We start from the raw sequence: 14,045 nt of genomic DNA on the forward strand, positions 1-14,045 counted from the left end.
CATGGATTTTTCCGTTGATTCAGATGTTCCAGCGCGGCGCCGTCATCGCCAGACGCTGACGCAGCTCACCAATGTTCGCGGCCAGTTGTCGGGTCAGCAAACGGTGACCGTCCAGCGTGCTGTAGACCGGTGTGTCGAGGCTGGCGTCAGGCAACTCCAGCGGGCGCTGCAGGCGTTGCGTGGCGCCGGACTTCAAGGCCCGGGCCATACCGATCAACTGTATGCGGATCACCCGGTGTTCGGCCCGCAGCGCTGATTGCAGGTGCGCCATGGCTTCGGGGTCGTTAGCATCCGGGCGGGTGTTGCCGAGGATCTCCAGAGTGCTGACGCACATCCGCAGGTTGCGTTGAATCGCGTCCAGTTCGGTCATGGAGATTTTCACTTCCTTGGACACCGAAGGCATCAGCGAGCGCAGTTGCACCATCACCGTGGTCACCCGGCCCATCAGCTTCAGATGTTCATCGGCGCTGACCGGTTGGCCGCTGATGATCCGCCCGTACAACGTGGCGCAGTCGCGCAAGGCATCGGCCAGGTTGTAGCGCCACGAATACACCGCGTACAGCGGCAGAGCGAAGGAAAACGCCAGGGCCAGGGCGATGCCGATCAGGATGTCGACCCCGCGCCACAAGCCGTCGGTGATCGGGTTGTCGCCGTGCCCGGCAACGATGAACACGGTAATTGCCGAGAGCAGGGCGGTGTACCCACCCTTGCCGATCGCGTGATAAGAAAAGAAGCCGCAGACCACCGCCATGGCAAAGTAGGTCAGCCACGGCAGGCCCAGCCACGCCTGTTGCGCCACCAGCAGCAGACCGACGCCGGCACCGATCAGGGTGCCGGTGGCGCGTTCGGCGGCTTTCTTGCCGATGTTGCCGTGGTGTTGCAGGCCGCCGATCACCACCAGCATGGTCACCGACGCCCACTCGCCGTGGGGCAGGTTGATGCCGGTGGTCAGCAGGATGGTCGCCAGCAGCCCCAGCGCTACCCGCACCGCGTGAATCAGTCGGGCGTGCCGGTAGCGGCGGTACGGGTCCAGCAACGGACGCAGGATTCGCCGCAGCAGCGGTGGCAGTCGTTGGGTGCTGAAGGTGCTCAGTGCAAAGTCCTCGTCAGAAGATGTAGTCGGTGGTCAGGAAGCTCGAATCGCGGCCGCGAATGATTTCGCTGATCAGGTCTTTGTTGCTGTCCTGGAACTTGGTTGCCACCAGTGTGCGGATCGAAAACACCCGCAGGGCATCGTGTACCGACAGCGTGCCTTCGGCGGAGTTCTTGCGCCCGTTGAACGGGTAGGTGTCCGGGCCGCGCTGGCACTGGGCGTTGAGGTTGATCCGCCCGACCTGGTTGGCGAAAGTGTCGACCAGTCGACCTATCGCCACCGGGTTGGTGCCGAACAGGCTCAGTTGCTGGCCGAAGTCCGATTCCAGCACGTAATCGATCACGGTATCGAGGTGACGGTACGGCACGATCGGCACCACCGGGCCGAACTGTTCTTCGTTGTACACGCGCATCTGCGGTGTCACCGGGTACAGCACCGCCGGGTAGAAGAACGACTCCCGGCTCTCGCCGCCGTTCGGGTTGACCACTTGTGCGCCCTTGCTCTGCGCATCGGCCACCAGACCGTGCAGGTAATCGACCTTGCCCGACTCCGGCAATGGCGTCAGCGCCACGCCGCTGTCCCACGGCATGCCCGGTTTCAGCGTAGCGAGTTTGGCGTTGAATTTTTCGATGAAGGCGTCGACCACGTCTTCGTGCACAAACAGGATTTTCAGCGCGGTGCAGCGCTGGCCGTTGAACGACAGCGAACCGGTGACCGCTTCGCTGACCGCATTGTCCAGATCGACTTCCGGCAGGACGATGCCGGGGTTTTTCGCGTCCAGGCCCAGCGCAGCGCGCAAGCGGTGTGGTTTCGGATGCAGTTTTTTCAGGTCGCTGGCAGCCTTGTTGGTGCCGATGAAGGCGAAGATGTCGATCTTGCCGCTGGCCATCAGTGCGCTGACGGTTTCGCGGCCGCTGCCGTAGATCACGTTGATCACGCCGGTCGGGAAGCTGTCGCGGAACGCTTCGAGCAACGGGCGGATCAGCAACACGCCGAGCTTGGCCGGTTTGAACACCACGGTGTTGCCCATGATCAGTGCCGGAATCAGCGTGGTGAAGGTTTCGTTCAGCGGATAGTTGTAAGGCCCCATGCACAGTGCCACGCCGAGCGGCACGCGACGGATCTGGCCGAGGGTGTCCTGTTCCAGTTCGAAACGGCTGGAGCGGCGGTCGAGTTCTTTCAGTGCATTGATGGTGTCGACGATGTAGTCGCAGGTGCGGTCGAACTCTTTTTCCGAGTCCTTGAGGTTCTTGCCGATCTCCCACATCAGCAGCTTGACCACGGCTTCGCGCTGCTGGCGCATCCGGCCGAGGAACGCCTCGACATGCTGAATGCGTTCGGCCACGCGCATGGTCGGCCACAGGCCCTGACCACGATCGTAGGCACGCACGGCGGCGTCGAGCGCGGTGAGGGCGGTGTCGGCATCCAGCAGCGGGGTGCTGCCGAGAATCACTTGTTCATCGCCGTTTTCACCGTGCAGGTACACCGGGCTGCGCACCGTGGCGAGCGGGCCGTCCCAGCGCCGCAGTTCACCGTCGACGAGGTATTCGCGTTGCTCGACCTGACCGTCGAGGCGGTATTTTTCCGGGATGTCGCTGACAGAAGGGAACAGATTGCCAAGGATGTTTGCTGTGGTCATGTCGCTACCCCGTGTTGATGTCCGTATTCAGATCAAAAAGTCTTTACAGGTTATACGCCTGAATGCGCCGACATTTAAACCCGCCAATGTCACGCGAATGTCACGCAGATCCCCGGAGCAGAGCTTTGACTGGTTTATGAAATCCACTGTGGGAGCGAGCTTGCTCGCGAATGCGTCCTTTCAACTGACATCCTCATTTGCTGACACACCGCATTCGCGAGCAAGCCCGCTCCCACAGTTGAATCGGGTTGCCTGAACACTTTCTACTGGCCCCGTTTGCCCCCATCGTTGTCCCGCAATGCCCTCAGCCCGCTGCCGTGCCTGCCTTAAGGTGGGATCACAACAATAAGCGCTGCCATCCTTGAGGATCGTTATGCGGGCAATCCCACTCACTTTACTGCTGGCGCTGTCCATGACGCTGTGCGGCTGCGACGAAAAATCCGCACCGCCGGCGACCACTCGCAACGCCACCCCCTCCGACCCGGCCCTGGCGCAGATCTACGTCAACAGCTGCCAACTGTGCCACGCCAATCCGGCTGCCAATGCGCCGCTCACTGGTGATCGTCAAGCCTGGGAACCACGCATCCGCCAAGGCGCCGACACGCTGCTCGACCACGCCATCAATGGCTACAACGGCATGCCGCCGATGGGCCAGTGCGTCGAGTGCACCGAAGAACAATTCCTGCAACTGATCGGCTTCATGGCCGACCAGCCCCTCCCACAGTAAGGGCGCGCGCATGAGCATGGATCTGACACGGCGTCAGTTGTTGCAACGGGCAAGCATCGTCGGCGCGTTCAGTGCGTTGGCGGCCAATCCCGCGCTGGGGCAATTGATGCGCGCACCACGGCTGATTCCCTGGCGCAACTGGTCGGGCGGGCAGAGTTGCCTGCCGGCGGCGCGGCTGGCGCCGAAGAACCTCGATGAACTGACCGCCGCGATCCGTCAGGCTCAGGGCAAAATCCGCCCGGTCGGTTCGGCACATTCGTTCAGTGCGCTGGTGCCCACCGACGGCACGCTGCTGTCGCTGAGCTACTTCACCGGGCTGCTCGACCACGACCCGAAAACCCTGCAGGCCGAATTCGCCGCCGGCACGCCGATGTCGCGCATGGGCGTGCCGCTGAAGGGCGTCGGCCAGGCCCTGCAGAACATGGCCGACATCGATTACCAGACCCTCGCCGGGGCGATTGCCACCTCGACCCACGGCACCGGCACAACCTTTCAGTCGTACTCGGCGCACGTCTGCGGCATGCAACTGGTGACGGCCAATGGCGAGGTGCTGGACTGCGACAGCCAGCGCCACCCGGAAGTGTTCAACGCCGCGCGGGTGTCCCTTGGGGCACTGGGCGTGGCGACGAAAATCCGTCTGCAAAACCGCCCGGCCTATCGCCTGCGCGAGCGCCAGTGGATCGCCAGGACCGAAGAGCTGCTGGAAGACCTTGACAAGAACACCCGGGAAAATCAGCACTGGGAAATGCTCGTGGTCACCCATTCCGACTACGCCTTGTCCATCGCCCTCAACGAAACCAGCGATCCGGCCACGCCGCCGATTCCGCCCGAAGAGGAGGGCGGCAATGAGTTCGTGACCCTGATCGAGAAGATCGACAAATACGGCAGCGACTTCCCCGAGCTGCGCCGCACGCTGCTCAACAGCCTGCGGCATATGGCGAGTTTCGATGATCGGGTCGGCGACTCGTTCGACATCTACGCCAACGTGCGCACCGTGCGCTTCAACGAGATGGAATACTCGGTGCCCGCCGAACACGGCCCGGCCTGTCTGCGTGAAATCCTCAAGCTGATTCAGGACAAGGACCTGCGCACCTGGTTTCCCATCGAGTACCGCTACGTCAAGGCCGACGACATTCCGCTGAGCATGTTCGAGGGCCGCGACAGCTGTTCGATCTCGGTGCACCAGCATTACCAGATGGATCACCACAACTTCTTCGCCGCGGTCGAGCCGATCTTCTGGAAGTACAACGGCCGCCCGCACTGGGGCAAATTGCACACGCTCAACGCGAAGAATCTGCAACCGCTGTACCCGCGCTGGCGCGAGTTTGTCGACGTGCGTCAGGCACTGGATCCGAGCGGGCGCTTTCTCAACGCGCATCTATCGTCGATTTTGGGGGGGAACTGATGGCGGTCAATCGACGCAATTTTCTCCTCGGCACGCTGGGTGTCGGCGCTTTGTTGGTGGGCGTGGGCGCCTGGCTGCGACCGAGTGATCGTGGCGGCCCGTACAGCGAGTATTTCCGCGCGCTGAATAAAGAGTTGAAGGACAACGGCCCGATGCGCCCGGTGCTGCTGATCGATCTGGATCGCCTCGATCACAACATCGACGTGGTGATGCAGTCGGTCAAACGCGGCGGCAAGCAATTGCGTCTGGTGGAAAAATCCCTGCCGTCACCGGGATTGTTGAGCTACATCGCACAACGGGCCGGGACGCAAAAACTCATGTCGTTTCACCAGCCGTTTCTCAATCACGATGCGCTCACGTTTCCGCAGTCCGACATCCTGCTCGGCAAGCCGCTGCCGGTGCGTTCGGCCGAGCTGTTCTATCAAACACACAAAGGCCCGTTCGATCCGTCCAGACAGTTGCAATGGCTGCTCGACGGGCCTGAGCGCTTGCAGCAATACCTCGCGCTGGCAAAGAGTTTGGGCACGCGGATGCGCATCAACATCGAACTGGATGTCGGCTTGCATCGGGGCGGGGTCAGGGATGTAAATGTGCTGGGGCAGATGCTCACGCTGATCAGCGCCAATCCACAGCATCTGCAGTTCGCCGGGTTCATGGGCTACGACCCGTTTGTGGGCATGGGCGTGCCGGGGATACTCGGCTCACCGGAAGACCTGTTCGCCAAGGTGATGGTGATTTATCAACGTTGCGTGGATTTCACTCGCCAGCAGTTCCCGGCGTTGTGGAACGAGAACCTGTGCCTGAACACCGCCGGCAGCCCGAGTTACCGCATCCACGAAAACGAAAAGCTGAGCACCGAGGTTTCGGTGGGCACGGCGATGCTCAAACCGACGCATTACGACCTGCCGTCGCTGGTTGACCACGTGCCGGCGACCTACATCGCCACCCCGGTGCTGAAGAGTACCGGTGCGGTGAATATTCCGGCGCTGGATGACAAGTCGACTTTGTTCTCGTGGTGGGACACCAATCAGCGCCAGACCTTTTTCATCTACGGCGGTTACTGGATGGCCGAGTTCGAATCGCCGCCGGGGTTGCAGAGCAATGGGGTGTATGGGCGTAGTTCGAATCAGGAAATGGTCAACGGTTCCAACGCCGTCGGCCTGACCGTCGAGGATCAAGTGTTTCTGCGCCCGACCCAGACCGAAGCTGTCCTCCTGCAATTCGGTGATCTGCTGGCGGTGCGTGACGGCAAGATCGTCGACACCTGGCCGGTCTACACCTGATCCCAAGCAACCACCCATCTCCTGTGGGAGCGGGCTTGCTCGCGAAAGCGTCCTGTCAGTCAGCATCTATTTGACTGTCACACCGCATTCGCGAGCAAGCTCGCTCCCACAGGGTTTTGTGTTGTCTGTCAAATCCGGATCAATTTCTGTAATGAAGCTTTTATGACAAAAGTTCGGTAGCACATAGCCAGTCCGGTCATGCCTATGTAACGCGCTTGAGGGGCCCAACGGGGCGCTTTTCACAAGCCGAGGCGGGACGCCGGGAGTGAGGCAATGGGGACTATGGAACGCTACTCGAAAGTGGGCATGCAGGAACTCGATCAGCGCCTGTCGAAGATCGTCGAAGCGGCGCGCAAGAAGCCGGTTTCGGTGTATCGCTACGGCGCGCCGTGGGTCTGGATCGTCTCGCAGGATGACTGGCAAGGAGCCTTGAAAGAGGTCTCCAGCTACATTCCGCCAGGCCATTCGCTGGTGTTGCTGCGCCCGCAGATCGACGACTTGCTCGACGCCCATCAAGGCCTTCTGCACGAACTGAATGCCGAGCCCGGCATGCTCATCCCCGCGCAAACCGTCATGCACATCCTGCTCCTGCAACTGCTGTATTCGGTGCCCAGCGAGCAGCAACTGTATGAACAACTCAATTACAACCTGCTGTTCCGCTGGTTCGTCGGTCTTGGCCTGAACCAGAAAGTCTGGAGCTTCAACGTCCTCAGTCGCGACATCGCCACGCTGCTCAACAACCCGCGTGCGGTGCAGCTCATTCAGAAAATCATCGGCGAAGTGTTCTGCGGTGCCTTGCTGCAAATGCCCGAGTTCTCCTTGAACTTCGCGCTGCTGCACACCTGGCTCGGCAAGCACAGCGGTGCCTCGACAGTCAGCAACTGACGCAACACACAAGGCGCGCTACAGCGCCAACAGGTCATCGCGAATTCAGGGGGTAGTGTGGATCAGATTTTCACGTCACGGCTGGCGCTGTGGGGCTGGCTGCTGGTGACGGCCGGCGCGCAACCGGCATTCGCCGAAGAGGCTGCCGAAAGCGCTGCGCCGCAACGTCTGGTGGACGTCAACGAATACTTCGTGCGCGGCAACACCGTGCTCGACGCGCGGGCCATCGAAGAGGCGGTGTATCCGTTTCTCGGCCCGCAAAAAGCCATGACTGACATCGAAGGCGCCCGCGATGCCTTGCAGAAGGCTTATCAGCAGCGGGGCTACCAATCGGTGTTCGTCGAGTTGCCGGAGCAAGCGGTAGCGGACGGCATCGTCTATCTGCAAGTCAGCGAAACCAAGGTCGGCCGCGTGCGTGTGGTCGGCGCCAAACACTATTCGCCGCTGGACATCCGCGACAACGTCCCGGCGCTGAAAGAGGGTGAAGTGCCGGACTTCGCCAAGGTTCAGGGCGAACTGGCGCAACTCAATAAAACCCCGGGCCGCCAGGTCATGCCGCTGGTGCGCGAAGGGCAACGCCCCGGCACCATGGACGTCGATTTGCAGGTCGAAGACCAGAACCCGTGGAGCGCCAGCGTCGGCCTCAACAACGATTACAGCGCCGACACCGAGAAGCTGCGCGCCGTGACCAGCCTCGGCTACAACAACCTCTGGCAGCTCGGCCACAGCATCAACCTGACGTACTTCACCGCGCCGCAGGACACCGACAACGCCAAGGTCTGGTCGGCTTCCTACACCGCGCCGCTGACCGAGCGCTGGAGCGTGCAGTTCTCCGGTTACCAGTCCGACAGCAACGTCGCCACCATCGGCGGCAGCAACGTGCTGGGCAAGGGCCATTCCTACGGCGTGTCGGCGATCTACACGTTGCCGTCCAGTGGCAACTGGTCGAACTCGCTGTCGGCGGGTATCGACTTCAAGGACTTCGACGAACGCCTGACTCTGTCCGGCGAGAGCGACAAAGTGCCGCTGAAATACGCGCCGTTCACCTTCGCCTACAACGGCTTCCGCTACACCGAAAAGAGCCAGCTCGGCCTCGGCCTGAGCCTGGTCGCGGCCACCCGCAGCATTTTCGGCTACGGCAGTTCCGACGAAGACTTCGACTACAAACGCTACCGCGCCAACCCGAGTTTCGCCGTGGTCAAGGGCGACAGCAACTTCACCTGGACCTTCGACAACGACTGGCAGAGCGCGAGCAAAGGCGCGTTCCAATTGGCGTCGGGGCCGCTGGTTTCCAACGAACAGTTTTCCGCTGGCGGCGCGACCTCGGTGCGCGGCTATCTGGCGGCCGAGCGCACCGGTGATGACGGCGTGCTGCTCAGTCAGGAGCTACGTACCCCGTCGCTGGCGAAATACGCCGGCAGCTGGATGCAGGAATGGCGCTTCTACGCCTTCGCCGAAGGCGCGCAACTGTATCTGCGTGACGAGTTGCCGGACCAGGACGCCAGTTATGCCCTGGCCAGCGTTGGCCTCGGCACCCGCGCCAGCCTGAGCAAATGGCTGTCCGGCAGCCTCGACTGGGGCTACCCGTTACTCGAAGGGCCGAACACCTCGAAGCAGGAATCGCGCCTGCACTTCAACCTTCAAGCCACTTTCTAAAGGAGCACGTTCATGCAGCGCCTCATTCTTTCGTTGTTGATCTGCCTGGGCTTCGTGCTCCCGGCCACGGCGCAGGCCTGGTGGCAGGACGACTGGCATTACCGCAAACAGATCGCCTTCGACACCACACCGCAGGGTGCCGGGATCAATCAGGCGCTGGGCCGCACTGCATTGCTGGTACGCCTGCACACCGGCAACTTCACCTTCGACGGGGTCAAGGAAGACGGCGCGGATTTGCGCTTCGTCGCCGCCGATGACAAAACCGTGCTCAACCACCAGATCGAAAGCTTCGACGCGCTGATGGGCATGGCGCTAATCTGGGTCGATGTGCCGAATGTCGAGGGCGGTCAGCGTCAGGACATCTGGATGTACTACGGCAATCAGAAGGCCCCGGCCACCGGCAACGGCCAGTTGACCTTCGATCCGAATTACACCGCGCTGTATCACTTCGACGGCGCCACCGGCACCCCGGCCAAGGACACCACCGCCTACGGCAACACCGCGCAAAGCGCCACCGGCGCGGCGATTGACGGCGTGGTCGGGCGCGCCTTGCAGTTCAGCGGTCAGCCGTTGTTGCTGCCGGCCAGTCCGTCGCTACAACACAGTGCTGGCAGCGCGTTCACCTTCAGCGCCTGGCTGCGTCTGGATCAGGCCAATGGCGAGCAACTGATCCTCGCCCGCCGCGAAGGCGCCAACAGTCTGCTGGTCGGGGTCAATCAAGGCGTGCCGTTCGTGGAGATCGACGGCCAGCGCGCCGTGGCCACGCAGCCGCTGAATCCAGGGCAATGGCAGCACGTCGCGCTGACCGCCGAAGGTTCGAAAGTCAGCCTGTACATCAATGGTCGTGAAGGCACGACGCTGGCTCAGGCGATGCCGGCGTTCAATTCAGTGATGGCGATTGGCGCCGATCCGGCCGCTGGCCCGTACCAGCCATTCGTGGGCGCCATCGACGAACTGCGCCTGTCGAAAGTCGCGCGTCCGGCGCCGTTGCTGCTGGCCGACGCCACCGCGCAAGGCGCCGAGTCGAAACTGGTGGCCTACGGCGTCGACGAGGAACAGTCCGGTTTCGGTTTCGGCAGCCTCGGTTTCCTGCTCAACGCGGTACCGGTGGACGCATGGGTGATCATCGCCGTGCTGGTGCTGATGATGTTCCAGTCGTGGATCATCATGCTGCGCAAGAACCGCACCCTCAGCCGCGTGAGCAAGGCCAACGAGGACTTCCGCGAGCAGTTCGCCAAGGTCGGCACCCGTCTGGAAATGTTCGCCGATGACGCGCAACTGGCCCAGCGTCTGCAGCACTCGCCGCTGTGGCGCCTGTACTCGGTGGCGGTCAAGGAAATCCGTACCCGCCGCGAGCAGGGCGCCGATACCTCTTCGGTGTCGGCAGCGACCATTGAAGCGATTCGCTGCTCGATGGACGGCGTGCGCACCCGCGAGAACCAGGCGCTCAGCTCGAAACTCTCGACCCTGTCCAACGCCATCGCCGGCGGCCCGTACATCGGCCTGCTCGGCACCGTGCTGGGGATCATGGTGGTGTTCCTCGGCACGGCCATGGCCGGCGACGTCAACATCAACGCCATCGCGCCCGGCATGGCTGCCGCATTGCTCGCCACCGCCATGGGCCTGTTCGTCGCGATCCCGGCGCTGTTTGGCTACAACCGCCTGATCACCCGCAACAAGGAAGTCAGCGCCGACATGCGCGTGTTCGTCGACGAGTTCATCACCCGTCTGGCGGAGATGCACGGCGAGAGCCAGTTCAGTGAGTCGTCGCATCAGCGCGGTCATCACGCCAACCACTCCGTACCGGCCTGAGGAGCACTGCCATGGCGTCCGTAAATGCCTCCCACGACGATGACGAAGATGCAGCGGTGGACAGCATCAACATCACCCCATTGGTCGACGTGCTGATGGTGGTGCTGGTGATGTTCATCCTCACCGCCACCGCGCAGGTCTCCGGGATCCAGATCAACCTGCCCAAGGCTAGCGCCTCGGTGTCGCTGTCGGAAGCCAAGACCAAGGCGATTTCGGTCAACGACGGCGGTCAGGTGTTCCTCGATGCCTACCCGGTGACCCTGGCCGAGCTGGAAGACCGCCTGCGCATCGAGAAAGCGCAGAGCCCGGACTTCCCGGTGATCGTGCGCGGCGACGCCACGGTGCAGTACCAGAAGGTCATTGAAGTGCTGGATCTGTTGCGCCGGCTCGAACTGTCTCAGGTCGGTCTGGTGACCGGCAAACCGACGCAGGGCTGAGTGATGACCGCACAACTTCCGATCGAGCCGCTGCCGGTGAAACGCTCGCCGTTGCGTTACCTGAAGTGGGGCGCCGGGCTGCTGCTCGGCGCGCTCGCCGCGTGGTTTCTGTGGCAGTGGGCCAACGACATGAGCGGCGTGCGCCGTGAAGCGCCGAAGGTGCCGACGATCATTCCGTTGCCGCCACCGCCACCGCCACCTCCGGAAAAACCGCCGGAGCCGGAAACCCCGGTGGAAGAAAAAGTCGTCGAGCCCGAGCCCACGCCCGAGCCGCAAGAGGTCAAGCCTGAGGAAGAGGCGCCGCCATCGCCGGCGGACGATCTGGCCAACCCGATGCAAATGGACGGTGACGCGCAGAGTGGCAACGACGCTTTCAACATCGGCGCCGGCAAGGGCGGCGGCATGGCCGGCGCGGGTGGCGGACGCCTGGGCACCGGCACTTACAGCCAGTTCCTCGCATTCACTTTTCAGCGTTTGCTGCGCGAAAACCCCGACCTGCGCAACCTCGCATTTTCGCTGCAGGCCGATGTGTGGCTGAGCAGCGTCGGCGAAATCACCCGGGTCGAGCTGGTCAAGTCAAGCGGCAAGCCCGAGATCGATACCCAGGTGCTGGCGGCGCTGCGTAACGCACCGCACCTGAGCGAACGGCCACCGGCCTCCATCACCTTGCCTGTGCGCCTGTCCCTGCAAGGGCGGCGTCCGGGTTAACCGAATTCATAAAGCTGTATGAAAAGGAGTTGTGTGCAGATGATTTCCAACGTGAATCGATTGTCCCTGGCGGTCGGCATGGTCATCGCGACCCTGGTCGGTCAGGCCGCGGCAGCGCCTGCGCCCTCGGAGAACGCCACGATCAATCTGATCCGCTTGCTGGTCGAGCAGGGCATTCTGAAACAGGACAAGGCCGACGCGCTGATCGCTCAGGCGCAGAACGAAGCGGCGCAGGCCAAGCAGGCCGCCGCTTCCACCGCCGTAGCGGCCGGGCCGGTGGCGGCACCAGGCGATGTGCGCGTGCAGTACGTACCGGCCGCGGTGCGCGACCAGATCCGCGATCAGGTCAAGGCCGAAGTCATGGCCACCGCCAAGCAGGAAAACTGGGCGGCGCCCAATACCTTCCCGGACTGGGCGTCGCGCATCAGCTTCGACGGCGACATCCGTCTGCGTGACGAGTCGCGCTACTACTCGGGCAGCAACAGCAACGAAATCGTCGACTTCGCCAAGCTCAACAACAACGGCCCGTACGACGTGAACCCCAACAGCAGCACCAATCTGCCGCCGTTGCTCAACACCCGTGAAGATCGCACCAACCAATTCCGCCTGCGCGCACGGCTCGGCATGAAAGCGGTGATCTCGCCGGAATGGATCGCCGGCATCCGCATCGGTACCGGCTCGGACAACAACCCGGTGTCGACCACGCAGAACCTCGGCGGCGGTTTCGCCAAGAAAGACATCTGGCTCGACCAGGGTTACCTGAACTGGAAACCCACCGACGAGCTGACCCTGACCGGCGGGCGCTTCGCCAACCCGTTCATGTCCACCGACATGCTCTATTCCAACGACCTGAACTTCGATGGCGTGGCGGCGATTTTCGACCACAAGCTCAATCGCGACTGGGGCGTGTTCGGCACCGTTGGTGCGTTCCCGGTGGATTACACCAACGACACCAGCACCAGCAACGGTTTCGACAAGGAAGAAAGCGACAACAAGTGGCTGTACGGCGCGCAGCTCGGCGCCAAGTGGGCGATCAACAGCAACAACCGCCTCAAGGGTGCGTTGGCTTATTACCGCTTCGACGACATTCAGGGGCAGCGTTCCAACCCTTGTGAGCCGTGGGCCGGCGCTCCGGGCTGCGACACCGATGGCAGCCGTGCGGCGTTCATGCAGAAGGGCAACAGCGTATTCCTGCTGCGCGACATCACGCCGAATCCCGCCAACCCGACCACCACACCGCAGCCACAGTTCGTCGGCCTGGCGTCGGAGTTCAACCTGCTCGACCTGAACCTGGTGTGGGACGCCGATCTGCCAGAGGACTTCAAGTTGCGCAGCCAGGGCAACTACATCCACAACCTCGGTTACGACGAAGGCGACATGCGCAAACGCTCCGAGGGGCAGATCGTCAACAACCTCAACAGCAACGGCGAGATCGAAAGCGGCGCCAATGCGTGGATGGTCCAGTTCACCCTCGGCAACGCGCTGGACCTGAAGAAGCAGGGCGACTGGAATATGTTCGCCGGCTACAAGTACATCCAGCCGGACGCCTTGCCCGATGGCTTCAACGATTCCTCGTTCCACCTCGGCGGCACCAACGCCAAGGGCTATTTCCTCGGTGGCAATTACGGTCTGGCGAAGAACGTCTACGCCACCGGCCGCTGGCTGAGCACCGAGGCGGTGTACGGCGCGCCGTTCGACATCGACGTCTTGCAGCTTGAGATCAACACGCGCTTCTAAGGCGCCGGGAGTACGGTCATGCACGCACGAGTTTTTCTGATGGGGCTGAGTCTGTTCATCGCTCAGGGGGCGAGTGCCGAAGGCATGGAAGAGCGTCTGCGTACCCAGTTGCGCAGCACCACTCAGCAGTTGCAGGCCCTGCAAAGCCAGCAGGCCCAGGCCAGCGCCGCGCAACTGGCGGCGCAGAACGAAACCAAGGCCGCTCAGGCGCAGATCAGGCAATTGACCGCCGAACTGGCCAAGGCCAAAGGCGTCGCCGAGCAGTTGGCCAGCCAGCAGCAGAACCTGCACAGCCAGGCGCAAGCGCAAGTCGCCGCCAGCAGCGAACAGGTCGGCAAGTTCAAGAAGGCCTACGACGAGTTGCTGGTCATGGCCCGTGCCAAAGAGGCAGAACGGTCTAAGCTTCAAGCGCAATTGGCTGAACGTGACACACAAGTGCAGCAATGTTCAGTCAAGAATCAGCAGATGTATGGCGTCGCCAAGCAGATCCTCACAGCCTACGAAAACATCGATGTGGCCGAGGTGATGAAGATCCGCCAGCCCTTCGCGGGCAGCGCCCGGGTCAAGTTCGATGAACTGGCTCAGGGCTTTGGCGATGAACTGTACAAGACTCAATTCGATGCGCCACAAGCTGCGATTGCGCACTGATTAAAAGACTCATAG

Annotated in this window: 12 protein-coding genes; 10 read left to right on the plus strand and 2 right to left on the minus strand. The window is 62.3% G+C overall.

The genetic code is table 11. The features are described from left to right. Positions 1-19: 19 nt before the first annotated feature. Entirely contained in the window at positions 20-1,060 is a 1,041-nt protein-coding gene (locus CKW11_RS00620) for an FUSC family protein (protein WP_177439972.1), read from the minus strand. A gap of 46 nt (positions 1,061-1,106) precedes the next feature. Further along, positions 1,107-2,732, minus strand: a complete 1,626-nt coding sequence (locus tag CKW11_RS00625) for an NADP-dependent glyceraldehyde-3-phosphate dehydrogenase (protein WP_064587355.1) — start codon at positions 2,730-2,732, stop codon at positions 1,107-1,109. Between the two features lie 373 nt (positions 2,733-3,105). Between CKW11_RS00625 and CKW11_RS00630 the strand changes: the two genes are divergently transcribed. From CKW11_RS00630 to CKW11_RS00675, 10 genes are all read left to right on the plus strand, one after another. Next, positions 3,106-3,459 carry a cytochrome c5 family protein gene (locus CKW11_RS00630; RefSeq protein WP_095135482.1) on the plus strand — a complete coding sequence of 118 codons (354 nt, stop codon included), beginning with the start codon at positions 3,106-3,108 and terminating at the stop codon, positions 3,457-3,459. A gap of 76 nt (positions 3,460-3,535) precedes the next feature. After that, positions 3,536-4,864 (plus strand): D-arabinono-1,4-lactone oxidase, encoded by a 1,329-nt coding sequence (locus CKW11_RS00635; RefSeq protein ID WP_177439973.1) that lies wholly within the window; start codon positions 3,536-3,538, stop codon positions 4,862-4,864. 74 nt (positions 4,865-4,938) lie between these two features. Further along, positions 4,939-6,147: a DSD1 family PLP-dependent enzyme gene (locus CKW11_RS00640; RefSeq protein WP_177439974.1), complete on the plus strand. Its 1,209-nt coding sequence runs from the start codon at positions 4,939-4,941 to the stop codon at positions 6,145-6,147. A gap of 273 nt (positions 6,148-6,420) precedes the next feature. Then, entirely contained in the window at positions 6,421-7,032 is a 612-nt protein-coding gene (locus CKW11_RS00645) for a transposase (protein WP_007969141.1), read from the plus strand. A 57-nt stretch (positions 7,033-7,089) separates the two neighbouring features. After that, on the plus strand, positions 7,090-8,688 hold the full coding sequence (locus CKW11_RS00650; RefSeq protein ID WP_095135488.1) for a ShlB/FhaC/HecB family hemolysin secretion/activation protein: 1,599 nt from the start codon (positions 7,090-7,092) through the stop codon (positions 8,686-8,688). Between the two features lie 12 nt (positions 8,689-8,700). Then, positions 8,701-10,500: a DUF2341 domain-containing protein gene (locus CKW11_RS00655; RefSeq protein WP_095135490.1), complete on the plus strand. Its 1,800-nt coding sequence runs from the start codon at positions 8,701-8,703 to the stop codon at positions 10,498-10,500. A gap of 11 nt (positions 10,501-10,511) precedes the next feature. Then, the gene (locus CKW11_RS00660; protein WP_095135492.1) at positions 10,512-10,937 is read left to right on the plus strand and encodes a biopolymer transporter ExbD; all 426 of its coding nucleotides are present in this window, start codon (positions 10,512-10,514) and stop codon (positions 10,935-10,937) included. Between the two features lie 3 nt (positions 10,938-10,940). Continuing rightward, a complete protein-coding gene (locus CKW11_RS00665) occupies positions 10,941-11,645 on the plus strand; it encodes an energy transducer TonB (protein ID WP_095135494.1) in 705 nt (234 codons plus the stop codon). Positions 11,646-11,684: 39 nt separating this feature from the next. After that, the gene (locus CKW11_RS00670) at positions 11,685-13,382 is read left to right on the plus strand and encodes a putative porin (protein WP_095135496.1); all 1,698 of its coding nucleotides are present in this window, start codon (positions 11,685-11,687) and stop codon (positions 13,380-13,382) included. 18 nt (positions 13,383-13,400) lie between these two features. Then, positions 13,401-14,030, plus strand: a complete 630-nt coding sequence (locus CKW11_RS00675; protein WP_095135498.1) for a DNA repair protein — start codon at positions 13,401-13,403, stop codon at positions 14,028-14,030. Positions 14,031-14,045 lie beyond the last annotated feature (15 nt).

Source organism: Pseudomonas sp. Irchel s3a10 (assembly GCF_900187525.1).
In the GTDB taxonomy this organism is placed as follows: Bacteria; Pseudomonadota; Gammaproteobacteria; order Pseudomonadales; family Pseudomonadaceae; genus Aquipseudomonas; species Aquipseudomonas koreensis_G.

Bases quoted from the DNA above. Each gene is read 5' to 3' on its own strand.
- CKW11_RS00670 (WP_095135496.1), top strand. From the start codon at position 11,685: ATGATTTCCAACGTGAATCGATTGTCCCTGGCGGTCGGCATGGTCATC.
- CKW11_RS00660 (WP_095135492.1), top strand. From the start codon at position 10,512: ATGGCGTCCGTAAATGCCTCCCACGACGATGACGAAGATGCAGCGGTG.
- CKW11_RS00655 (WP_095135490.1), top strand. From the start codon at position 8,701: ATGCAGCGCCTCATTCTTTCGTTGTTGATCTGCCTGGGCTTCGTGCTC.
- CKW11_RS00645 (WP_007969141.1), top strand. From the start codon at position 6,421: ATGGGGACTATGGAACGCTACTCGAAAGTGGGCATGCAGGAACTCGAT.
- CKW11_RS00630 (WP_095135482.1), top strand. From the start codon at position 3,106: ATGCGGGCAATCCCACTCACTTTACTGCTGGCGCTGTCCATGACGCTG.
- CKW11_RS00675 (WP_095135498.1), top strand. From the start codon at position 13,401: ATGCACGCACGAGTTTTTCTGATGGGGCTGAGTCTGTTCATCGCTCAG.
- CKW11_RS00625 (WP_064587355.1), bottom strand. From the start codon at position 2,732: ATGACCACAGCAAACATCCTTGGCAATCTGTTCCCTTCTGTCAGCGAC.
- CKW11_RS00665 (WP_095135494.1), top strand. From the start codon at position 10,941: ATGACCGCACAACTTCCGATCGAGCCGCTGCCGGTGAAACGCTCGCCG.